The 22,880-nt window shown below is 58.4% G+C and carries 23 protein-coding genes; 13 read left to right on the top strand and 10 right to left on the bottom strand.

Features of this window, described 5'->3' with window-relative positions; all coding sequences use genetic code 11:
* The first annotated feature begins 9 nt into the window (after positions 1-9).
* The 5 genes from LOY56_RS18590 to LOY56_RS18570 all read left to right on the top strand — a co-directional run bounded on the left by LOY56_RS18590 (position 10) and on the right by LOY56_RS18570 (position 5,604).
* The gene (locus tag LOY56_RS18590) at positions 10-1,449 is read left to right on the top strand and encodes a PLP-dependent aminotransferase family protein (protein WP_007903895.1); all 1,440 of its coding nucleotides are present in this window, start codon (positions 10-12) and stop codon (positions 1,447-1,449) included.
* A gap of 87 nt (positions 1,450-1,536) precedes the next feature.
* Entirely contained in the window at positions 1,537-2,004 is a 468-nt protein-coding gene (locus LOY56_RS18585) for a translation initiation factor 2 (protein WP_258616357.1), read from the top strand.
* Between the two features lie 167 nt (positions 2,005-2,171).
* A complete protein-coding gene (locus tag LOY56_RS18580) occupies positions 2,172-2,426 on the top strand; it encodes a YkgJ family cysteine cluster protein (RefSeq protein WP_258616356.1) in 255 nt (84 codons plus the stop codon).
* Between the two features lie 41 nt (positions 2,427-2,467).
* On the top strand, positions 2,468-3,067 hold the full coding sequence (locus tag LOY56_RS18575) for an START domain-containing protein (RefSeq protein ID WP_258616353.1): 600 nt from the start codon (positions 2,468-2,470) through the stop codon (positions 3,065-3,067).
* 443 nt (positions 3,068-3,510) lie between these two features.
* Positions 3,511-5,604 (top strand): LTA synthase family protein, encoded by a 2,094-nt coding sequence (locus LOY56_RS18570; protein WP_258616352.1) that lies wholly within the window; start codon positions 3,511-3,513, stop codon positions 5,602-5,604.
* Between the two features lie 60 nt (positions 5,605-5,664).
* On the opposite strand, the gene LOY56_RS18565 is transcribed toward LOY56_RS18570, so the two are convergent.
* The gene (locus LOY56_RS18565) at positions 5,665-5,817 is read right to left on the bottom strand and encodes a DUF3309 family protein (RefSeq protein WP_008012020.1); all 153 of its coding nucleotides are present in this window, start codon (positions 5,815-5,817) and stop codon (positions 5,665-5,667) included.
* A gap of 292 nt (positions 5,818-6,109) precedes the next feature.
* Here LOY56_RS18565 and LOY56_RS18560 point away from each other — a divergent pair, with 292 nt between their 5' ends.
* From LOY56_RS18560 to csrA, 3 genes are all read left to right on the top strand, one after another.
* A complete protein-coding gene (locus LOY56_RS18560) occupies positions 6,110-6,925 on the top strand; it encodes an SDR family oxidoreductase (protein WP_258616350.1) in 816 nt (271 codons plus the stop codon).
* A 64-nt stretch (positions 6,926-6,989) separates the two neighbouring features.
* Positions 6,990-7,322 (top strand): YnfA family protein, encoded by a 333-nt coding sequence (locus LOY56_RS18555; RefSeq protein WP_258616348.1) that lies wholly within the window; start codon positions 6,990-6,992, stop codon positions 7,320-7,322.
* A gap of 152 nt (positions 7,323-7,474) precedes the next feature.
* Positions 7,475-7,657: a carbon storage regulator CsrA gene (csrA, locus tag LOY56_RS18550; protein ID WP_258616346.1), complete on the top strand. Its 183-nt coding sequence runs from the start codon at positions 7,475-7,477 to the stop codon at positions 7,655-7,657.
* A 5-nt stretch (positions 7,658-7,662) separates the two neighbouring features.
* On the opposite strand, the gene LOY56_RS18545 is transcribed toward csrA, so the two are convergent.
* The 9 genes from LOY56_RS18545 to gcl all read right to left on the bottom strand — a co-directional run bounded on the left by LOY56_RS18545 (position 7,663) and on the right by gcl (position 17,567).
* A complete protein-coding gene (locus LOY56_RS18545) occupies positions 7,663-7,890 on the bottom strand; it encodes a YheU family protein (RefSeq protein ID WP_003199186.1) in 228 nt (75 codons plus the stop codon).
* A 155-nt stretch (positions 7,891-8,045) separates the two neighbouring features.
* Entirely contained in the window at positions 8,046-9,044 is a 999-nt protein-coding gene (locus LOY56_RS18540) for a sulfate ABC transporter substrate-binding protein (protein WP_258616345.1), read from the bottom strand.
* A gap of 106 nt (positions 9,045-9,150) precedes the next feature.
* The gene (locus tag LOY56_RS18535) at positions 9,151-9,975 is read right to left on the bottom strand and encodes an ion transporter (RefSeq protein WP_258616344.1); all 825 of its coding nucleotides are present in this window, start codon (positions 9,973-9,975) and stop codon (positions 9,151-9,153) included.
* A gap of 21 nt (positions 9,976-9,996) precedes the next feature.
* Positions 9,997-10,911 (bottom strand): urea transporter, encoded by a 915-nt coding sequence (locus LOY56_RS18530; RefSeq protein ID WP_258616342.1) that lies wholly within the window; start codon positions 10,909-10,911, stop codon positions 9,997-9,999.
* A 139-nt stretch (positions 10,912-11,050) separates the two neighbouring features.
* Positions 11,051-12,466: a pyruvate kinase gene (pyk, locus tag LOY56_RS18525; RefSeq protein ID WP_258616338.1), complete on the bottom strand. Its 1,416-nt coding sequence runs from the start codon at positions 12,464-12,466 to the stop codon at positions 11,051-11,053.
* Positions 12,456-13,736, bottom strand: coding sequence for a glycerate kinase (locus LOY56_RS18520; protein ID WP_258616336.1), 1,281 nt, complete (start codon positions 13,734-13,736; stop codon positions 12,456-12,458). Before LOY56_RS18520 ends, pyk begins: the two co-directional genes overlap by 11 nt.
* Positions 13,737-13,820: 84 nt before the next feature.
* Positions 13,821-14,711, bottom strand: coding sequence for a 2-hydroxy-3-oxopropionate reductase (locus LOY56_RS18515; RefSeq protein ID WP_258616335.1), 891 nt, complete (start codon positions 14,709-14,711; stop codon positions 13,821-13,823).
* 151 nt (positions 14,712-14,862) lie between these two features.
* Complete coding sequence (gene hyi, locus LOY56_RS18510; RefSeq protein WP_258616334.1) at positions 14,863-15,645, bottom strand: hydroxypyruvate isomerase; 783 nt, start codon at positions 15,643-15,645, stop codon at positions 14,863-14,865.
* Positions 15,646-15,791: 146 nt separating this feature from the next.
* The gene (gene gcl / locus LOY56_RS18505; protein WP_258616332.1) at positions 15,792-17,567 is read right to left on the bottom strand and encodes a glyoxylate carboligase; all 1,776 of its coding nucleotides are present in this window, start codon (positions 17,565-17,567) and stop codon (positions 15,792-15,794) included.
* 266 nt (positions 17,568-17,833) lie between these two features.
* Between gcl and LOY56_RS18500 the strand changes: the two genes are divergently transcribed.
* The 5 genes from LOY56_RS18500 (at position 17,834) to LOY56_RS18480 (ending at position 22,802) form a co-directional block, all read left to right on the top strand.
* On the top strand, positions 17,834-18,274 hold the full coding sequence (locus LOY56_RS18500; protein ID WP_258616330.1) for a heme-binding protein: 441 nt from the start codon (positions 17,834-17,836) through the stop codon (positions 18,272-18,274).
* Between the two features lie 344 nt (positions 18,275-18,618).
* A complete protein-coding gene (kynB, locus tag LOY56_RS18495) occupies positions 18,619-19,284 on the top strand; it encodes an arylformamidase (protein WP_258616328.1) in 666 nt (221 codons plus the stop codon).
* Positions 19,281-20,135, top strand: a complete 855-nt coding sequence (gene kynA / locus LOY56_RS18490; protein WP_258616327.1) for a tryptophan 2,3-dioxygenase — start codon at positions 19,281-19,283, stop codon at positions 20,133-20,135. The genes kynB and kynA overlap by 4 nt, the downstream gene beginning before the upstream one ends.
* A 98-nt stretch (positions 20,136-20,233) precedes the next feature.
* The gene (locus tag LOY56_RS18485; RefSeq protein ID WP_258616326.1) at positions 20,234-21,637 is read left to right on the top strand and encodes an amino acid permease; all 1,404 of its coding nucleotides are present in this window, start codon (positions 20,234-20,236) and stop codon (positions 21,635-21,637) included.
* Positions 21,638-21,788: 151 nt separating this feature from the next.
* A complete protein-coding gene (locus LOY56_RS18480) occupies positions 21,789-22,802 on the top strand; it encodes a helix-turn-helix domain-containing protein (protein ID WP_258616324.1) in 1,014 nt (337 codons plus the stop codon).
* Positions 22,803-22,880 lie beyond the last annotated feature (78 nt).

Below are 22,880 nucleotides of genomic sequence, written 5' to 3'. Positions count from 1 at the left end.
TGCTGCGTCATGACCAATCTCTTGCTCTATCAACGAATTGCTCAGCAACTGGCAGAAGACATCCGCCGTGGTGTCTATCAACCAGGGGAGCGCGTGCCTTCGGTGCGCAAGATGAGCTCGCAGCTCAACGTCAGCCATGCAACGGTGTTGCAGGCCTACGCCAACCTTGAGGATCAGGGGCTGATCCGTGCCCGGCCGCAATCGGGCTACTACGTGCACCAGACGCCGGCGCTCACGGCGCCAACCCCGGACATTGCCCGGGTTGAGCGACCTGGCCTCGTCACCCGCAGCAGCATCATTCAGCAAGTCCTGGTTGAATCCCGCCGCGAAGGCGTCTTCCCGTTGGGGGCCGCCGTACCGAGCGTCGATTATCTGCCGGTGCGGGCCCTGCATCAGCAACTGGCCAAAGTCACCCGTTTCCATAGCCCGCGGGCGTTCAGCTACATGTTCAGCCCCGGTTTCGAGCCGTTGCGTCGGCAAGTGGCGATCCGCATGCGCGATGCCGGCGTGGTGGTCGATCCGTCAGAAGTGGTGATCACCCACGGCTGCGTCGATGCGTTGCAGATGTCTCTGCGCGTGTTGACCCGACCGGGCGATCTGATCGCCGCCGAGTCGCCAACTTATTACGGTTTGCTGCAGCTGGCCGACCTGCTGGGGCTGAAAGTCATCGAGATTCCCAGCGACCCGGCCACCGGCATGAGCCTCGAAGCTCTGCAACTGGCGGCCAACCAATGGTCGATCAAGGCGCTGGTACTGACCACGCGCCTGAGCAACCCCTTGGGCGGCACCATGCCCGAAGAGCGGCAGAAACAACTGCTGCGCCTGGCTTCGGATTTCGATATCCAGGTCGTCGAAGACGATATTTACGGCGAACTGATGTTTGAGCAGGGCCGCACCAAATCGCTCAAGGCCTATGACCGGCTGGATCGGGTGATCTATTGCTCCAGCTTCTCTAAAACCCTGTCGCCGGGTGTGCGGATCGGCTGGATGATTGCCGGCAAGTATCAGCAGGAAATCCAGCGCTTGCAGACCTTCAGTACCCATTCGGCCTGCAGCGTCACGCAAATGGGCATCGCGGCTTATTTGGAGAACGGCGGTTACGACCGGCATTTGCGCTATATCCGTCAGGAATACCGCAAGAACCTCAGCGCTTTCCAGCTGGCGGTGCAGCAGTACTTTCCGGAAGGTACGCAGATGACCCGGCCCACCGGCGGCTTCATTCTGTGGGTCAGCCTGCCGGGGCGGGTGAATACGCAGGAACTGCATGTGCGTGCGTTGCAGCAGGGCATCAGTATTGCGCCGGGGTTGATTTTCAGTAATACCGAGCAGTTCAATCATTGCATTCGCCTGAACTGTGGCATCCCCTGGAACCGCGAGGCCGAGCGTGCGTTGATGACACTGGGGTTGCTGGCGACGCAACTTTGCCAAGAGACAGCGAGCGGTTTTTAACGTGCGGGGCCGTTCTGTACTGCACGCTTGTCTTGTTGTCGCCAACAGGCGAGCATATAGCCTTCTGCCGTTCGCGCCGTTGGGTCCATGAAGCCGATTTTTCCTGCCGCCTGGTTGTTGATCTGCCTCTTGATGACTTGTCACGCGCAAGGCGTCATGGCGGCTTCCGTCCAGGAAAAACCGACAGCCAGCACCACCGCGAAAAAAGCGGCACCGGTCAAGAAGACCACACCGACCAAAAAGAAAGCTGCAGTGGTCAAAAAACATTCCTCTATTGCTTCCAAGTCAAAACTGGCCAGTGAAGTGGTGAAAACCAAACTCCCTCCCGCGAGCCTCGACTTGAGCTTGCCCAAGGATATGGTCGAAGAACTGAAACCGGTCGGCACGGTACCATTGCCCCGACATGAGACGGTATTACCGCAAATGTTTGGTGACAAAACTAGCCCGTTCCAGCTCAACGGTCGCTTGCTCAGCAACGAAATGCAGCTGCAACTGCGCAATGAAGAGCGTCGGGAAGTTGAAGGCGCGGCGCTGGAATTCGAGTTCAAGCAGTAAATTTCTCCCATTCGTGATCCGCGGACCAGACGCTTTGTCGGAGACTGGTCGGTCACATTCGTTTGAGCGAAAAAAACCCGGGCTCAGGTAATTTTAAACAGTCGTTTTAGCCGTTACTCTGTGCCACGTCCCTTTAACCCATCGCCCGTCGCGAGGAGCTTTTCGTCATGAGATGCCGTGAAGGCTGTGGCGCCTGTTGCATTGCCCCTTCCATCAGTTCGCCGATTCCCGGGATGCCCAATGGCAAAGCCGCCGGAGAGCGTTGCCTACAACTGTCTGTCGATAACCTGTGCAGCATTTTCGGCAAGCCAGAACGTCCTGCGGTGTGTTCGGCATTTGAAGCCGATATCGAGGTCTGCGGAAACAGCAGCGACGAAGCGATCAAATTGCTGGGCTGGTGGGAACAAATGACGACCGCGTGATGTGTTCAACGAACGGAACTTCAACAATAAGGAATAAGACTATGGGTTCGCTGCATCGTATGGCTGTGTTGTGTGGTTTGACGGTTTTGCTGGCCTCCACGGCCCAGGCCGAAGAATGGAAAACCGCCAAGGAAGAAGACGGCATCAAGGTGTCCTTGAGTGAAGTGGCCGGTTCCCAATACAAGGCCTACCGTGGCGTGACCGTCATGAAGACCACCGTGGCCAAACTGCGTGCATTGCAGGAAGATGTGCCGGGTGCCTGTTCCTGGATTCACGAGTGCAAGATTCAGAAGTTACTCAAGCATGAGGGCAATCAGAGTTGGACCTACACCCAGTTCAATACCCCTTGGCCGGTCACTCCTCGCGACTCCGTGCTGCATGTCACCACCGTTGAAGCCGATGGCAGCCTGATCCGCGAGCTGGAAGGGCAGCCAAAGTACATCCCGGAGGAAAAGGGTTTTGTACGGGTCGCCCAGGTTAAAGGTTTCTGGAAGCTTGTGCCTCAAGGCGATCAAGTCGAAGTCACTTATCAGGCTCATACCGAACCCGGCGGCAGCGTGCCGTCGTGGTTGGCCAACAAGTTTGTGGTCGATGCACCGTTCAACACCCTCAAAGCCCTGAAAGAACGCGCCGAGAAGTAACCGCGTACTCTTTTGATATGGCCTGTTGGACAACGCCCCGATTTGATCGGGGCGTTTGCGTTTTTACCAAGGGCGGGGCTTTATTTTGTTTCTGGATATGCTTTGAACGAAATTTTCACAAAGCCTCCAAGACAATTCACCCGCACCTAATAATCAGTCCACCTGCGCAACTTTGCGTCACGTCTCTTGTCCCAGAGCGCTACCAGCGACAGTCGGCCTGCGGGTCAGTAATCAATGGTAATGCCGCGGTTGATCGTGCACCATTTGCGCACCGCGCAAGCCCCGGGGCCGAGGATGGTCAACAGAGGGCGAGACAGCTGATGCCGGTCAGTTAAACGCAATCCATGTGGGAGCAAGCCCGTTCCCACCGGTTAACCGACCAGCCTTAGGCAAGGCGCCGCTGTATTTTTGAAACTTCAACTTCCAATGGGTCCTAAAACGACATGGCAAACCCGGACGCCCTGAGTCAGCAGCGAGCTTCTAGTCGTCTGCTGCAACCGACCGTCAAATCGCATCTGGCCTATACGCTGTTATGCGCCCTGGTCATGATGGTCATGTTCAGCCTGCTGCGCGTGGCGCTGCTGGTCTACAACAGCTCGATGATCCTCGACACACCGGCTTCGACCTTCCTGGAAGCATTCGCCAACGGCTTGCGTTTCGACTTGCGCCTGGTGGTTTACCTCAGCGTTCCGTTGCTGCTGGCCTTGTTCAGCGCCCGGGCCATGGCCGCCCGCGGATTCTTCCGGCTGTGGCTGACCGTTGCCTCGAGCATCGCGCTGTTCCTCGGCCTGATGGAGATGGACTTCTACCGCGAGTTCCACCAGCGCCTCAACGGTTTGGTCTTCCAGTACGTGAAAGAAGACCCGAAAACCGTGATGAGCATGCTCTGGTACGGTTTTCCGGTGGTTCGCTACCTGTTGGCCTGGGCCGTGGGCACGTTGATGCTGACCCTCGCGTTCAAGGGCGCCGACCGCGCCATGCGTCCTCGCGGGCCGTTCAGTGGTGGCAGCATTGGCACGCGTCAGGTCGCTCCGTGGTATGCGCGGGGCGTGGTATTTGTGGTTTGCCTGATGGTTTGCGTGGTCGCCGCTCGTGGCACCCTGCGCCAGGGCCCGCCACTGCGTTGGGGTGATGTTTACACCACCGATTCGAACTTCGCCAACCAGCTGGGCCTCAACGGCACGCTGTCGCTGATTGCGGCGGCCAAGAGCCGGATGTCCGAAGAACGCGACAATATCTGGAAAGCCACACTGCCGCAGCCTCTGGCCCAACAGACTGTGCGCGATATGTTACTGACCCCGAGCGACAAGCTGGTCGATCCCGAGACCGCCGCGGTGCGCCGCAATTACAGCCCCGACACCAACAAGACACTGCCAATCAAGAACGTCGTGGTCATCCTGATGGAAAGCTTCGCCGGTCATTCGGTGGGCGCTTTGGGACGTCCGGGTGGAATCACGCCGTACTTCGACAAACTGTCGAAAGAAGGGCTGTTGTTCGACCGTTTCTTCTCCAACGGTACCCATACCCATCAGGGCATGTTCGCCACCATGGCCTGCTTCCCGAACCTGCCGGGTTTCGAATACCTGATGCAGACGCCCGAAGGCAGCCACAAACTGTCTGGCCTGCCGCAGTTGCTCAGTGCCCGTGACTATGACGATGTGTATGTCTATAACGGCGACTTTGCTTGGGATAACCAGGCGGGCTTCTTCAGCAACCAGGGCATGACCAACTTCATCGGGCGCAATGACTTCGTCAACCCGGTGTTCTCTGATCCGACCTGGGGCGTGTCCGACCAGGACATGTTCAACCGTGGTCTGGAAGAACTGAAAGCCCGTGATGGCAAGGACAAGAAGCCGTTCTACGCCTTGCTGCAAACCCTGTCCAACCACACGCCATACGCCTTGCCGACGCCATTGCCGGTTGAGCGCGTGACTGATCGGGGCAGCCTCAACGAACACTTGACCGCCATGCGCTATTCCGACTGGGCGTTGGGTCAATTTTTCGAGCAGGCCCGCAAAGAGCCGTACTTCAAGGAAACCCTGTTCGTGATTGTCGGCGATCACGGTTTTGGCAACGAACAGCAGATCACCGAAATGGACCTGGGTCGCTTCAACGTACCGATGCTGATGATCGGGCCAGGCGTCCAGGAAAAATTCGGTCAGATCGATCACACCGTGGGCACCCAGATCGATATCGTGCCGACCATCATGGGCCGCGTCGGTGGCGATGTGGTTCATCAATGCTGGGGGCGCGACTTGCTGAACCTGCCGGAAGGCGACAAGGGTTTTGGTGTGATCAAACCGTCGGGCAGCGATCAGACGGTCGCATTGCTCACCGCGGATCGCGTGCTGGTACTGCCCAAAGAGATGCCACCGAAGTTGTATCAATACGAACTGGGCGCCAACCCGAAAGGTGAAGTGATCCCGACATCGGCTGATGAAGCGGCCCTCAAGCAGAAGCTCGAGTCGTTTATCCAGACGGCCACCAAAAGCCTGATCGATAACACCGCGGGTGTGGTTGACGGCAAGCCAGACTAAATGTTTGCGCAATAGAAAAGAGGCCTGTCGCAGGGCCTCTTTTTTTTGCCGGTAAAACCTTTATATCTTGCCAAGTAGCAACAGGATCAACAGCACCACCAACACCACGCCGATGATACCGGACGGGCCGTAACCCCAACTTCTGGAGTGCGGGAAGACCGGCAAGCCACCTATCAACAACAGGATAAGAATAACGATAAGAATTGTGCCCATGTCTGTTTCCTTGTTGGAAGCGTTGTGGATTGACCTAGGGTTTAGCCATCAGCTGGACTTGTATTAATCCTAGCTGCTTACAAAATCCGACTCATGGATATGAAGAAAAATTCCAGGTTTTTTTAATGTATTTGGAAAGTACGTTTATTTCTTTTACGGCGTCTCAAAGTTGAAACAACCGGACTGCGCCGTGGTTCATTGCTGGCCATTCAGCAATCTGATGGAGCGTGGGTCGCGCATTATCCTTCGCTACACTCGGTGCATCTTCCCCGGAACAACAAGGCTGTTTGCTATGCAAAATCGCATGATGATCACTGGCGCTGGCTCAGGCCTGGGTCGCGAAATCGCGCTGCGCTGGGCGCGTGAAGGCTGGCAGCTGGCCTTGTCGGATGTCAGTGAACCTGGCCTGCAAGAAACCCTGAAAATGGTTCGCGAAGCCGGCGGCGACGGTTTCATCCAGCGTTGCGATGTGCGTGACTACAGCCAGCTGACGGCGCTCGCCCAAGCCTGTGAAGAGAAGTTCGGCGGCATCGACGTCATCGTCAACAACGCCGGTGTGGCCTCGGGCGGTTTTTTCAGTGAACTGTCGCTGGAAGACTGGGACTGGCAGATCGCGATCAACCTGATGGGTGTGGTCAAGGGCTGCAAGGCCTTCCTGCCGCTGCTGGAAAAAAGCCAAGGCAGGATCATCAACATCGCCTCGATGGCAGCGTTGATGCAAGGTCCGGCGATGAGCAACTACAACGTGGCGAAGGCGGGTGTTGTGGCCTTGTCCGAAAGTCTGTTGATCGAGCTGGCCCACGCGCAAGTCAGTGTGCATGTGGTGTGCCCGTCGTTCTTCCAGACCAACCTGCTGGACTCTTTTCGCGGCCCGACCCCGGCCATGAAAGCCCAGGTTGGCAAATTGCTGGAAAGCTCACCCATCACCGCTGTCGACATTGCCGACTACATCTATCAGCAGGTCGCCGCTGGCGAATTCTTGATCCTGCCTCACGAACAAGGCCGCATGGCCTGGGCGATCAAGCAAAAAGACCCGCAGTTGCTCTACAACGAAATGACTGTGATGGCCGACAAAATGCGCGCCAAGGCCAAACAAAACGCAGGCTGACCTTGCCCGTACGCAACACCGTCGTTAGGGTGGCCATAATCGGCCATTCTCACGAGACGTCTGCATGTTCAATTACCTATGGTTTTTCTTCGCCGCGCTGTTTGAAATCGCCGGCTGCTTCGCCTTCTGGATGTGGCTGCGCCAAGGCAAAAGCGCTTGGTGGATTGTCCCGGCATTGCTCAGCCTGATCTTGTTCGCAGTGCTGCTGACCCGGGTCGAAGCGATCTACGCCGGCCGCGCCTACGCCGCCTATGGAGGCATCTACATCATTGCGTCTATTGGCTGGTTGGCGGTGGTCGAGCGGATTCGTCCATTGGGCTCGGACTGGATCGGCGTGGTGCTGTGTGTGATCGGAGCGAGTGTCATCCTGTTTGGTCCGCGCTTTTCCGCTTCCTGAAGGATGGGGCCTTCATAGAGCCGATTTGTCGGACACTTCCGACGGGGGATGCAGCCTGTGCCGTAGGGCAAGACTGTTTTGCTGCCGTTGCATTGAAGCCCCGCCATGCGCCGGGCATCTTCAAGGCCCGGTAACCCTGAAGGATGAATGCCATGCTTGTACTTAGTCGCGTTGTGGGCGAGTTGATATCTATTGGAGACACCATTAGCGTGCGGGTTCTTGCCGTTAACGGAAGCAGTGTGCGCTTCGGTATTGAAGCACCGCAGCAAATCAACGTACATCGCGCCGGAGTCTATGAGCGCATCCAGATCAAACAGGCCAAAGCCAAAGCTTAGATGCCTCAGTCGAACAGATGCTTGGGCACGTCGTGCTTGAGCATCAACTGGCATTGTTCGCTTTCCGGATCGAAAACGATCAGCGCCTGGCCTTTGGTCAATGCTTGACGAACACGCAAGACGCGGGTTTCCAGCGGCGTGTCATCGCCATTATCCGTGCCGTCACGGGTCACGAAATCCTCGATCAGGCGGGTGAGGGTATCGACTTCAAGTTGGTCGTGGGGGATCAGCATAAGGCACCTCGGCTAAACAATGGCGCGATGCTACGGCGAATGAAGGGGCGCGGCTAGCTGGGTCTGTGTTGTCGTTTGAACCGTTTTCTTTACCAGAAAAGCCGTGCCCACAAAAAAGGCGGCCTGCACGGGTCGCCTTTTCGTTGGACTGGGCGTTACTGACCGCTGTAAATCTGATCAAAAACCCCGCCATCATTGAAATGCGTCTTCTGCACGGTGCGCCAGTCACCAAAGGTCTTCTCCACCGAAAGGAAATCCACTGCCGGGAAGCGATCGGTGTATTTGGCCAATACCGCCGGATCGCGCGGACGCAGGTAGTTGGCTGCCGCAATCTCCTGACCTTCCGGCGACCACAGGTACTTCAAATATTCCTCGGCGGCGGCGCGGGTGCCTTTTTTCTCGACCACTTTGTCGACCACAGACACCGGCGGCTCGGCCTCAGCGGAAACACTCGGGTAAATCACTTCAAACTGATCACGACCAAATTCACGCGCAATCATTTCCGCTTCGTTTTCGAAGGTCACCAGCACGTCGCCGATCTGGTTGGTCATGAACGTGGTGGTCGCTGCACGACCACCGGTATCCAACACTGGCGCTTGTTTGAACAGTTTGCCGACGAAGGCTTTGGCCTTGTTCTCGTCACCGCCGTTTTTCAGCACATAACCCCACGCCGAGAGGTAGGTGTAGCGGCCGTTGCCCGATGTTTTCGGGTTGGGGACGATCACTTGCACGCCATCCTTGAGCAGGTCGGGCCAGTCTTTCAGGGCTTTCGGGTTGCCTTTGCGCACGATGAACACGGTGGCCGAGGTGAATGGCGCGCTGTTGTTTGGCAGGCGCGTAACCCAATTGTCCGGGACCAGCTTGCCGTTATCCGCCAGGGCGTTGATGTCGGTGGCCATGTTCATGGTGATGACATCAGCTGGCAGGCCATCGATCACTGAGCGCGCCTGTTTGCTGGAGCCGCCGAAGGACATCTGCAGCGTGATGTTTTCGTTGTGCTCGGCTTGCCAGTGTTTCTGGAAGGCAGCGTTGTAGTCCTTGTAGAAATCTCGCATCACGTCGTAGGAAACGTTAAGCAGGGTCGGTGCAGCCTGAGCCATGCTGCCCAAGGCCAGGCCAGCGGCCAGAAGTGAGGCGCCAAAGAGTTTTTTCACTGCGCATTCCTTGTTTTATCAAACATGTTCTATGGAAAGTGTTGGCAATTTGCCGGCGACTATAGCCGGGCTCGCATAGTCGTTTAAAGATTAAAAAGCACTTTGCTTATTCCAGTTTTTTGAACAACGCATTGCCGCAGCGGGAGCAAAAGGCTGCGCCGTGTTCGTGACTGTTTTTCTGGCAGGTCGGGCAATCGTGTTGCAATTGTTCGCCGCGCATGGCGTTGGCCAGTTCCGCGGTAAAGATCCCTGTTGGCACGGCGATGATTGAGTAACCGGTGATCATCACCAGCGACGAAACCACCTGACCCAATGGCGTCCTGGGCACGATATCGCCAAAGCCCACGGTGGTCAGTGTGACGATGGCCCAATAGATGCCTTTGGGGATGCTGGTGAAGCCGTGTTCCGGGCCTTCGATCACGTACATCAGCGTGCCGAACACCGTCACCAGGGTGCTGACGCTGAGCAGAAACACCACGATCTTCTGCTTGCTGCCGCGCAACGCCGTCATCAAATAGTTGGCTTGCTTCAGATACGGGCTGAGCTTGAGTACGCGGAAAATCCGCAGCATCCGAATGATCCGGATAATCAGCAGGTACTGCGCATCGCTGTAATACAGCGCGAGGATGCCGGGCACGATCGCCAGCAAATCCACCAGCCCATAAAAGCTGAATGCGTAGCGCAGCGGCTTGGGCGAGCAGTACAGGCGCAGACCGTATTCGATGGCGAAAACGACGGTGAAGCCCCATTCGATGTACGCCAGTAGGTCGGCGTAGTTCTGGTGAACGCTGTCGATACTGTCCAGAATCACGATCACCAGGCTTGCGAGGATGATCAACAACAGAATGCTGTCGAAGCGGCGACCGGCCGGGGTATCGGATTGGAAGATGATGACGTAAAGCTCTTCACGCCAGTTTTTTCTGCTGTCCATGGAAAACGCCTGAACCTGGAATCAGCGAAGCCTAGGTTGATTCTCCCCGGTAGCGCAAGGCGCGCTGTCCATGGCGGCCTGATGCAGCACCCGGATGCCTGCGCGAATCAGCCAGCACGCGAGGATGAAGGGTGCAGTCAACGTGGTCAGGCCGAGTGCGGCGAACCCTGGTGTGAGCAACACCGCCAGCAGGATTCCCAACAATGGCAGCCAGGGCTGGCGGCGATTTTGGCTGAAGGCGAGGGCGGCGAGCACGGCGTTGTAACCGCTCAAACCCAGCAGCGCGGTTGATGTTTCGTGATGCAAAAGGGCGAATCCGAGGCCGGCGGCGGAGCCCAGCAATGCCCATAAGAAGGCGCGGCGGTCGGCGATCAGTAATCCGATGGCAATGAGTGCGCCGGCCAGCGGATGACCGAGAAACAGCACCTGACCGAGCCCTTTCAATGACGCGGCGAGCAGGTTAAGGGTATTCAGTTCGATCGGTGGAATGGATTGCTGGGGTGCGGCAAAGCCAAGCAACAACCAACTCAATCCAACGAAGGGCGCGGTGTAAGCCGGTAGACAATGATGATCGCGGGCGTGCTTGAGCCATTGCTGAGTGAGCATCGCGCTCAGGCCCCCAGCAGCAATGATCAGCGGTGGCAACAGCGCCGACCATGGGAAATAAAGGCTCAGCAGCAGACCGAGCAAAACACCGTTGTAGCTGAACAGCCCGGCCTGACGATCAGCTTTGGTGTACCCGCGACGTTGCGCGGTGAGCAACCCGGCGACCCCTCCCAGCAACGCACCGCCGAGCAGGGCCGGCGCGCTGAACAGAATCGCCAGCAGACACAGCAGCCCGCACAGCGGATGGCACTGGAGGAATATCTGGCTGAAGCCATTGAGCAGGGCAGTGGCCCAGTCGGGGCAGTGGGTGTTGAAGTGGTTGGCGGGCATGATAAGGGTCGTTCAGTACAGATCGTTCCCACGCTCTGCGTGGGAATGCCTCAATGGACGCTCTGCGTCTGCTCTTGGGACGCAGAGCGTCCCGGGCTGCATTCCCACGCAGAGCGTGGGAACGATCATCGTGTAGGGGTTAAATCAGGGTTTCGATACGCAGTGAGTTGGTCGACCCCGGCTGCCCAAACGGCACGCCAGCCGTGATCAACAACGTATCCCCCCGCTGAGCCATCCCCTGTGCCTGGGCAATCTCCAGCGCCGTCGAGCACACTTCATCCACCTGGCGCAGCCGGTCGTTGACCACCGAGTGCACGCCCCACGCCACCGTCAACCGGCGAGCGGTTTGCAGATTAGGCGTCAGATTGAGGATCGGCACCGTCGGCCGTTCCCGCGCCGCCCGCAGACTCGAGGTGCCAGACTCGCTGTAGTTCACCAGCACCGCCACCGGCAGCACATTGCTGATACGGCGAATCGCGCAGCTGATTGCGTCCGACACCGTGGCCTCGGCTTTCGGTCGGCTCACGTCCAGTTGGGCCTGATAGTCCGGGCCGTTTTCCACCTGACGGATGATCTTGCTCATCATCTGCACGGCTTCCAGCGGGTACTCACCGGATGCGGTTTCCGCCGACAGCATCACCGCGTCCGCACCTTCGGCCACCGCGTTGGCGACGTCAGTGACTTCGGCGCGGGTTGGGGCGGGGGAGAAGCGCATCGACTCCAGCATCTGCGTCGCCACCACCACCGGTTTGCCGAGTTCACGGCAGGTGCTGATGATGTTTTTCTGAATCTGCGGCACGCTTTCGGCCGGCACTTCCACGCCCAGGTCACCGCGAGCGACCATGATCGCATCGCTTAATTCGGCGATTTCCCGCAGTTGCGTCACGGCCGATGGCTTCTCGATTTTCGCCATCAAAAACGCCTTGTCGCCGATCAGTGCGCGGGCTTCGCGGATGTCTTCCGGGCGTTGCACGAACGACAGCGCGACCCAATCCACACCCAGTTCCAGACCGAAGCTCAAATCGCGACGATCCTTGGCGGTCAGCGGGCTCAGGTCCAGCACCGCTTGCGGCACGTTGACGCCTTTGCGATCCGACAGTTCGCCACCGTTGAGCACCGTGGTGTCGATGGCGTCGGCGTATTGGGTCACCACCCGCAGGCGCAACTTGCCATCGTCCAGCAACAGGTCCATGCCCGGTTCCAGGGCTGCGATGATTTCCGGGTGAGGCAGGTTGACCCGGCGCTGATCCCCCGGTGTTGCATCCAGGTCCAGGCGCAAGGCCTGACCGCGATGCAGCTGCACTTTGCCTTGGGCGAATTTGCCGACCCGCAATTTCGGGCCTTGCAGGTCCATCAGAATCCCCAGCGGGTAATTCAGCTGGCGCTCGACTTCACGAATCCACTGATAGCGCTGGGCGTGGTCGGCGTGATCGCCGTGGCTGAAATTCAGGCGAAAGATATTGACCCCGGCCTGCACCAACTCACGGATATCGTCGATCCCGTCAGTGGCCGGGCCAAGGGTGGCGAGGATTTTTACCTTCTTGTCAGGCGTCATGTTTAGGGCTCTCGAGAATCAGAATGGCGCGAAAGTCGTTGACGTTGGTGCGGGTCGGCTCGGTGACGATCAGCGCATCCAGCGCGGCGAAATAGCCGTAGCCATTGTTGTTGTCCAGTTCATCGCTGGCGCTCAGGCCGAGGGCGGCGGCGCGGGCGTAACTGCTCGGGGTCATGATGGCGCCGGCGTTGTCTTCGGAGCCGTCGATACCGTCGGTGTCACCGGCCAGCGCGTAGACGCCGGGCAGGCCTTTGAGGCTGTCGGTCAGGCTCAGCAGGAATTCAGCGTTGCGCCCGCCACGGCCATTGCCGCGCACGGTGACGGTGGTTTCGCCGCCGGACAGAATCACGCACGGCGCTGCCAGCGGCTGATCATGCTGGACGATCTGCCGCGCAATGCCGGCGTGGACTTTCGCCACGTCCCGGGATTCACCTTCCAGGTCGCCGAGAATCAATGGACTGAAGCCGGCCTGACGGGCTTTCACCGCTGCCGCTTCCAGCGATTGCTGTGGGCGGGCGATCAACTGGAAATGACTGCGGGCCAGGCTCGGATCGCCGGGTTTGACCGTTTCCGATTCCGGGTTTTGCAGCCAGGTGCGCACCGAGGCCGGGACTTCGATGCCATAACGCTTGAGGATCGCCAGCGCTTCGGCCGAGGTGCTCGGGTCGGCCACGGTGGGGCCGGACGCGATGACCGTGGCGAGGTCGCCCGGTACATCGGAAATCGCATAGGTATAAACCGTGGCCGGCCAGCAAGCTTTGCCCAGACGACCGCCCTTGATTGCCGAGAGGTGCTTGCGCACGCCATTCATCTCGCCGATGGTCGCGCCGGATTTGAGCAGCGCTTTGTTGATCGACTGTTTGTCGGCGAGGGTGATGCCGGCTGCGGGCAAGGCGAGGAGGGCAGAGCCACCGCCCGAGAGCAGGAAGATCACGCGGTCGTTTTCGCTCAAGCCGCTGACCAGTTCCAATACCCGTTTCGCGACAGCCAAACCAGCCGCATCCGGCACCGGGTGCGCGGCTTCGACCACTTCGATTTTTTCGCACGGGGCGCCGTGGCCGTAACGGGTCACCACTAGGCCGGATACTTCGCCCTGCCAGCAGCGCTCGACCACCTGGGCCATGGCGGCTGCGGCTTTACCGGCGCCGATGACGATCACCCGACCGCTGCGATCTTTGGGCAGATGGGCTTCGAGGACGTGCTGCGGATGGGCCGCGTCGATGGCTGTGGCAAACAGCTCGCGCAGCAGTTGTTGCGGATCGACCGACATGGCGAACTCCCAGTCTTATTGTTTTGTTTAGCGCAAATGATCGTTCCCACGCTCTGCGTGGGAACGATCAGTACGGGGCAGGTGTTATTTATCGCGAATCGAGAAATTCGCCATGTGTTCCAGGCCCTTGATCAGCGCCGAGTGGTCCCAGTTGCTGCCGCCGATGGCCGCGCAGGTGCTGAACACTTGCTGGGTATTGGCGGTGTTCGGCAGGTTGATGCCCAGTTCGCGAGCGCCGGCCAGGGCGAGGTTCAGGTCCTTCTGGTGCAGGCTGATGCGGAAGCCCGGATCGAAGGTGCCTTTGATCATGCGTTCGCCGTGAACCTCAAGAATCTTCGACGAAGCGAAACCGCCCATCAGCGCTTCACGGACCTTGGCCGGGTCGGCACCGTTTTTCGAGGCGAACAGCAGCGCTTCGGCCACAGCCTGGATGTTCAGGGCGACGATGATCTGGTTCGCCACTTTCGCGGTTTGACCGTCGCCGTTGCCACCGACCAGGGTGATGTTCTTACCCATGGCCTGAAACAGCGGCAGGGCGCGTTCGAACGCATCGGCATCGCCACCGACCATGATGCTCAGGGTCGCGGCTTTGGCGCCGACTTCACCGCCGGACACCGGCGCGTCGAGGTACTGAGCACCTTTCTCGTTGATTTCGGCCGCGAAGGTTTTAGTGGCGCTCGGCGAGATCGAGCTCATGTCGATCACGACTTTGCCTTTGCTGACACCGGCGGCAACACCGTCGGCGCGAAACAGCACGTCATCGACCTGCGGGGTATCCGGGACCATGACGATGATGAACTCGGCTTCCTGGGCCACTTCTTTCGGGCTCGCCAGCGCGACGGCGCCAGCGGCGACCAGATCGGCAGGGGCAGGGTCGTGGTGTGCCGACAGGAACAGGCTGTGACCGGCTTTCTGCAGGTTCAACGCCATTGGGTGGCCCATGATGCCGGTGCCGATAAATCCGATTTTAGCCATGAGAAAATCCTCTTGTTTTTATTGCTGCTTCAAGCAAATAGGGGACTGCTTTTGTAGGAGCCGGCTTGCCGGCGAAGAGGCCATCACATCCAGCCTCTTTGTTGGCAGTTACATTGCCTTCGCTGGCAAGCCAGCTCCTACAGGAGTTTCATTAGATTGCGTTATGGGTTTTCAACCAGCTCAGACCCGCCTCAGTGGTGGTCAGCGGCTTGTATTCGCAGCCAACCCAACCCTGATAACCGATGCGGTCCAGGTGTTCGAACAGGAAGCGGTAATTGATTTCACCGGTGCCCGGTTCGTTGCGCCCTGGGTTGTCGGCCAACTGGATGTGGTTGATCTCGCCCAGATGCGCAGCCATGGTTCGGGCCAGGTCGCCCTCCATGATTTGCATGTGATAGATGTCGTATTGCAGGAACAGATTGGCGCTGCCGACCTGTTCGCGAATCGACAGGGCTTGCGCCGTGTTGTTCAGGTAGAAGCCGGGGATATCACGGGTGTTGATCGCTTCCATCACCAGTTTGATGCCCGCCGCTTGCAGCTTGTCGGCCGCGTACTTGAGGTTGGCGACAAAGGTCTTTTCCACGGTGGCTTCGTCGATGCCTTGTGGACGAATACCGGCCAGGCAATTGACCTGGGTGTTGCCCAGCACCTTGGCGTAAGCGATGGCCAGATCGACACCGGCGCGGAATTCTTCGACCCGATCCGGCAGGCACGCGATACCGCGCTCGCCCTTGGCCCAGTCACCGGCCGGCAGGTTGAACAGCACCTGGGTCAAGCCATTGGCATCGAGCCTGGCCTTGATTTCGGCGGAGCTGAAATCGTAGGGAAACAGGTATTCGACACCCCTGAAGCCGGCCTTGGCGGCAGCGTCGAAACGGGCAAGAAAATCCTGCTCGGTGAACAGCATGGACAGGTTGGCTGCGAAACGCGGCATGGTGGTCTCCCGTATATGTGTGAGGGCTGATCGTTCCCACGCTCTGCGTGGGAATGCCGCCCCGGACGCTCTGCGTCCAGCCGTTATGTGACGCGGAGCGTCACTGGATGCATTCCCACGCAGAGCGTGGGAACGATCAACGATCATCAATCGAGCAGCGAAATCGCCGTTGGCGCATCGTTGCCGACCAACGCCAGGTCTTCGAATTCGTTGACGGCGTTGATCTCGGTGCCCATGGAAATGTTGGTCACGCGCTCCAGAATGATTTCGACGATCACCGGCACCTTGAACTCCTCGATCAGCTCCTGGGCCTTGCGCAGGGCAGGCTGGATCTGATCTGGTTCGAACACCCGCAGTGCCTTGCAACCCAGGCCTTCGGCAACCGCTACGTGGTCAACCCCGTAACCGTTGAGTTCCGGAGCATTGAGGTTGTCGAAGGACAGCTGCACGCAGTAGTCCATGTCGAAACCGCGTTGGGCCTGACGGATCAGCCCCAGGTACGAGTTGTTCACCACCACGTGGATGTACGGCAGCTTGAACTGCGCGCCCACCGCCAACTCTTCGATCATGAACTGGAAGTCGTAGTCGCCCGAGAGCGCCACCACCTTGCGGGCCGGATCAGCCTTGACCACGCCGAGCGCCGCCGGAATGGTCCAGCCCAACGGGCCGGCCTGACCGCAGTTGATCCAGTGACGCGGTTTGTAGACGTGCAGGAACTGTGCGCCGGCAATCTGCGACAGACCGATGGTGCTGACGTAGCAGGTGTCTTTACCGAACACCTGGTTCATCTCTTCGTAAACGCGCTGCGGTTTGACCGGCACGTTGTCGAAGTGGGTCTTGCGCTGCAGGCTGGCTTTGCGTTGCTGGCAGTCTTGCAGCCAAGCGCTGCGGTTTTTCAGCTTGCCGGCGGCTTGCCATTCGCGAGCGACTTCGATGAACACGGTCAACGCGGCAGCGGCGTCGGACACGATACCCAGGTCCGGGGTGAACACGCGGCCGATCTGGGTCGGTTCGATGTCGACGTGAATGAACTTGCGGCCTTCGGTGTAAACGTCGACCGAACCGGTGTGACGGTTAGCCCAACGGTTACCGACGCCCAGCACCACGTCCGACTTCAACATCGTCGCGTTGCCGTAACGGTGCGAGGTTTGCAGACCGACCATGCCCACCATCAGCGGGTGATCGTCCGGGATGGTGCCCCAGCCCATCAGGGTCGGGATCACTGGAATACCGGTCAGCTCGGCGAACTCCACCAGCAACTCGCTGGCGTCGGCATTGATGATGCCGCCACCGGCGACCAGCAATGGGCGCTCAGCCTGATCGAGCATGGCCAGAGCCTTCTCGATCTGCACGCGGTTAGCGGTCGGCTTGGCCAGCGGCAGCGGCTCATAAGCGTCGATGTCGAATTCGATTTCAGCCATCTGCACGTCGAACGGCAGGTCGATCAGCACTGGGCCTGGGCGGCCGGAGCGCATTTCATAGAAGGCTTTCTGGAACGCGTAAGGCACCTGGCCCGGCTCCATAACGGTGGTCGACCATTTGGTGACCGGCTTGACTATGCTGGTGATGTCGACGGCCTGGAAGTCTTCCTTGTGCATCCGGGCCCGCGGTGCCTGGCCGGTGATGCACAGGATCGGGATCGAGTCGGCCGAGGCGCTGTAGAGCCCGGTGACCATATCGGTACCGGCCGGGCCGGAGGTGCCGATGCACACACCAATATTGCCGGCCTTGGTGCGGGTGTAGCCCTCGGCCATGTGCGAGGCGCCTTCAACGTGGCGAGCGAGGACGTGATCGATGCCACCGACCTTCTGCAAGGCGGAGTACAGCGGGTTGATCGCGGCGCCCGGGATGCCAAAAGCGGTATCAACCCCTTCACGGCGCATCACCAGAACGGCGGCTTCGATTGCTCTCATTTTGCTCATTGCTTTGTGCCTCTTACGTTTTGTAATTGTATACAAGTGGCTTTGCGCAGAGTGTATTCACGGCGGACGGCGCAGGTCAATCCATTTTCTCAAGCAGCTGTTTCATTCGTCGGAAGCTCGAAGAACTGTTACTTTTCGTCTAATGTGGCGATTTTCGATAATTATTGTATACAAAAAAATAATCTATTGTGTTCTATTTGTCGCATCGGATTGCGCAACAGAAAGCAATCCAACGGCTTTCCCAATAACAAAATGAGGACGGCACCATGAGCGCTTTAACCTTGAACGTCGCAGTCAACCTGGCCACTCAGGCCCTCTGCGCAGGTCGCGCAATCTCTGCCGCGCCCTTGACCGTTGCCGTGCTGGACGCCGGCGGGCACTTGATAACGCTGCAACGCGAAGACGGCGCCAGCCTGTTGCGCCCGCAGATCGCCATTGGCAAGGCCTGGGGCGCCATTGCCCTGGGCAAGGGTTCACGTCTGCTGGCCCAGGACGCCCAACAACGCCCGGCCTTCTTCGCCGCGCTGAATAGCCTGGGGCAGGGCTGCGTCGTCCCGGTACCGGGCGGCGTGTTGATTCGGGATCAGGATGGGAATGTATTGGGGGCGGTCGGTATTAGCGGTGATTTGTCTGATGTTGATGAGCAATGTGCGATCCGCGCGATCGAGGGGCAGGGGTTGAAGGCGGATGCGGGGGTGGTTGGTTGATCTTCGGCGTCTGATTTACCGCTTTCGCGGGCTTGCTCGCGAAAGCAATCTCCCAGACTCGTCCAGCTAAAAGTCTGCGCCATTTCACGCAGCCATTCGCGAACTACTTTCCTCCGCGCTTTCGCCCAGGCTCCAGAAACGCAGCGGCCGGCATGCAATTGCGCAATGCCTTGCGGATGAGAACAGCTTTTTAGCTGCCTTCTTTTTTCGTTGAAATTTCCATCCGGTAAATTCCTGTTTTTTAGAATTTTGTGCGAAATATTTGGGTGCTGCTGAATATTTTCGCAAGAATATTCACAGGTATCACTCGTATCATTCTCTCGGAACAGGCCGAGAGTTTCGCAATGAAAACAACACTGTCGTGGTGGGATATCAGCCCGCCTTTGAGCACCGCTACACCTACCTGGCCGGGTGACACACCTTTTCAGGAAGAGCGCGTTTGGACGTTCGGACCAGAGTGTCCGGTGAATGTCGGGCGTATCACCCTGTCCCCTCACACGGGGGCCCATGTCGACGCGCCGCTGCATTACAGCGCTGATGGCGCGGCCATTGGCGATGTGTCACTCGATGTCTATATGGGGCCTTGCCGTGTGCTGCATTGCCTGAACAGCGGTCGGCTGGTGCACCCCGAGCAGCTTGAAGGTCGCTTGCAAGACCTGCCTGAACGGGTGCTGCTGCGCACCTGGCGACAAGCGCCGTTGAGTTCCTGGGATCCGGATTTCACCGCAGTCGCCAAAGAAACCGTCGACCTGCTGGCGAGCCTCGGTGTGCGCTTGATCGGTATCGATACGCCGTCGCTGGATCCTCAGCAATCCAAAACCATGGATTCGCACAATGCCGTAGCCCGACATGGCATGGCCATCCTCGAGGGCATCGTGCTCGATGACGTCCCGGAAGGGGACTATGAATTGATTGCGCTGCCACTGCGTTTTGCCAATCTGGACGCCAGTCCGGTCAGGGCAATTTTGCGTCCACTGAATAAACCGCAACTTGAGGAGTCGACTCAATGAACCAATGCCCCTATTCACCTGCAAACCAGACGGAAGAATGGCATAACGCCGAGCTGAATTTTTCCGACTCCATGAGCTACGGCGACTACCTGGATCTGGGGCGCATTCTCAGCGCACAGCACCCTTTATCTCCGGACCATAACGAAATGCTGTTCATCATCCAGCATCAGACGTCAGAGCTGTGGATGAAGCTGATGCTGCACGAGCTCAAAGCCGCCCGTGAACACATTCGACTGGGAGAGTTGCCACCCGCTTTCAAGATGCTGGCGCGGGTCTCGCGGATTTTTGATCAGCTGGTGCATGCCTGGACGGTACTGGCCACCATGACACCCACCGAGTACCACGCGATACGGCCCTTTCTGGGGCAGTCATCAGGCTTCCAGTCGTTCCAGTACCGCGAGATCGAATTCATTCTGGGCAACAAAAGCGCGACCCTGTTGCGCCCCCATGCGCATCGGCCGGAACTGTTGCAGGCGCTTGAAAAGGCGATCGCCACACCGTCGCTGTATGACGAGTCGATTCGCTTGATGGTCAGCGCAGGCTTGACCATCGACCCACAGCGTTTCGAGCGCGATCCGACCAGTCCGACGACGCATGATGCGTCGGTCGAAGCGGCTTGGCGCGAGGTCTACACCCACCCTTCGCGGTATTGGGATCTCTATCAGCTGGCGGAGAAACTCATCGACCTTGAGGATTCATTCCGTCAATGGCGCTTCCGGCATGTGACCACCGTCGAGCGGATCATTGGCTTTCAACCAGGGACCGGCGGCACAGAAGGTGTCGGTTATCTGCGCAAGATGCTCGATACCGTGCTGTTCCCGGAGTTGTGGCGAGTGCGCTCCACTCTCTGATTTGCCAAGCGTAATGTCTGAACGCTTGAACCGATCGGCAATTGAGTAAATTGATGCATTCAAACCATGCCTGACCATAACAATTAGAAGGTAACCAGATGGCGGATGAAATCTTGCGACAAGGCGAGCTCGAGCGAGGGCTGAAAAATCGTCATATTCAGCTGATCGCATTGGGCGGAGCGATAGGTACCGGGTTGTTTCTAGGCTCTGCCGGAGTACTCAAATCGGCCGGGCCGTCGATGATCCTCGGCTATGCGATTGCCGGGTTCATCGCCTTTCTGATCATGCGCCAGCTGGGCGAGATGATTGTCGAGGAACCGGTGGCCGGCTCCTTCAGTCATTTTGCCCACAAATACTGGGGCGGCTATGCCGGCTTTCTGTCCGGCTGGAACTACTGGGTGCTGTATGTGCTGGTGGGCATGGCCGAGTTGACGGCAGTCGGCAAGTACGTGCAGTTCTGGTGGCCGCAAGTCCCCTCCTGGGTCAGTGCGGCGGTGTTCTTCGTCCTGGTCAATTTGATCAATACGATGAACGTCAAAGTCTTCGGCGAGATGGAATTCTGGTTTGCAATCATCAAGGTCGTAGCGATCATTGGCATGATTGCCCTGGGCTGCTACATGTTGTTCAGCGGAACGGGCGGCCCGCAGGCCTCGGTCAGCAATCTGTGGAGTCACGGCGGTTTCTTTCCCAACGGCACCACTGGATTGCTGATGTCCATGGCATTCATCATGTTTTCCTTCGGCGGTCTGGAGCTGGTCGGCATCACCGCCGCAGAAGCCAGCGAGCCGGGAAAGGTGATTCCCAAGGCGATCAACCAGGTGGTTTATCGCGTGCTGATCTTCTACGTCGGTGCACTCACCGTGTTGCTGTCGCTGTATCCGTGGGATCAACTGCTACAAACACTGGGCGCTTCGGGCGATGCCTATGGCGGCAGCCCGTTCGTGCAGATCTTCTCCTTGATCGGCAGCGACACCGCAGCGCACATCCTCAATTTCGTGGTACTCACCGCGGCGCTCTCTGTCTATAACAGTGGCGTTTACTGCAACAGCCGTATGCTCTATGGCCTGGCCGAACAGGGTGATGCGCCCAAGGCGCTGATGAAACTGAACAAGCAGGGCGTGCCTCTACTCGCGCTGGGCGTATCTGCGTTGATCACCATGCTGTCCGTGCTGGTTAACTACCTCGCCCCGCATGAAGCGCTTGAGTTGCTCTTTGCTCTGGTGGTCGCATCGCTGGTAATCAACTGGGCGATGATCAGCCTGACGCACCTGAAGTTTCGCAAAGTCATGGGCCAGCAAGGCATCGTGCCGGGCTTCAAGGCGTTCTGGTTCCCCTACAGCAATTACCTGTGCCTGGCCTTCATGGCCATGATCATCTGCGTCATGCTGATGATTCCAGGGGTGCGTGCTTCAGTCTTCGCCATACCGGTGTGGGTGTTGATCATCTTCGGCTTTTACCGGATGCGTATGGCCAGGGATCGGGCCTTGCCGGTGGTTCAATAGCCTTCCCCCTGACAAAAGTCCCGACATTCAATGAGTGATGGGGCTTTTTTAAACGGATAAAACAGCCGTTTTGTGGTGTGGATCTTGCTCTTTTCAAGCCTGATACGCGCCATCAGAGCGCGCTGAAGAATATTGCCGTGGGTGCGCCGTGATGAGTAGCAACGCTGATCCGCAGTTTCGCGACATTCGTATCGATCACTATGACCTTGAGGGTGCGAGAAACTGGATGTCTGGTATCTGCGGGCCGCACCGCCTCCAGACCTCGTCGCCCGAGCGGATCCGCTTCCATCACAGCGCCAATGTGTTCAGGTCGATGGCCACGACCCTGGGCACTCTCTCATACGGCACCGATGTCACCATCGATATCGAAGACGCCGAACATTTCAGCAGCTACAGCCTGAGTTTGCCGCTGGTGGGCGAGCAGGAGCTGAGCAAGAACGGCACCCTGTTGAAATCCAACCGCGATCAAGGGGTGATCATTTCCCCGAATGAGAACCAGGTGCTGGCGATCTCCGGCGACTGTCGCAAAGTCCAGGTGGTGATCACCCGCGCCGCCATGAACGAGTCGCTGGAAGGCATGCTGCAGCGACCGCTGGATACGCCGCTGCGTTTCGAGCCGGTGATGGATGCGGTGGGCGGCGCGTCGGCCTCGTGGTGGCGCATGGCGCGTTATTTCATCGCGGAGCTGGAACGCAGCAATGAACTGTACGAACAGGTGGCTTTCACTCGGGACATCGAAAGCTCATTGATCAAAGGCTTGATCCTCGCCCAGCCGAACAACCACTCCGAAGAATTGCGTAACGTGCTCGGCGTGAAACTGCCGCACTACTTGATCAGGGCCAAACAATACATTCACGACAATGCTCGCGAAGCTTTGCACCTGGAGGACATCGAAGTCGCGACCGGGGTCTCGCGTTTCAAGCTGTGCGAGGCGTTCAAGAAGCATTTGGGCCTATCGCCGATGGTTTACCTGAAAAAGTACCGGTTGAACGCTGTGCGCCAGGAAATCCTCGAACACGGCTCGGCGCGCAATATTTCCGCGATCGCCATGGGCTGGGGCTTTACGCATCTCGGACGTTTTTGCGCCGAATACCGCAAGTTGTTCGACGAGTCCCCCAGCATGACCTTGCAGCGTAACGAAGCCCGGCGCATGCGCGGGGTCTGAATATCCCGGCGTCCAGTGTTTCAGGACCGCTTCGCGCTCCAGCGGGACGGTGCGGCGATCCGACAAGCTCCCTCGCCA

The organism is Pseudomonas sp. B21-048 (genome assembly GCF_024748615.1).
GTDB lineage: Bacteria > Pseudomonadota > Gammaproteobacteria > Pseudomonadales > Pseudomonadaceae > Aquipseudomonas.
The sequence above is the reverse complement of the archived record's forward strand: the minus strand, read 5'-3'. Positions and strand labels throughout refer to the sequence as shown.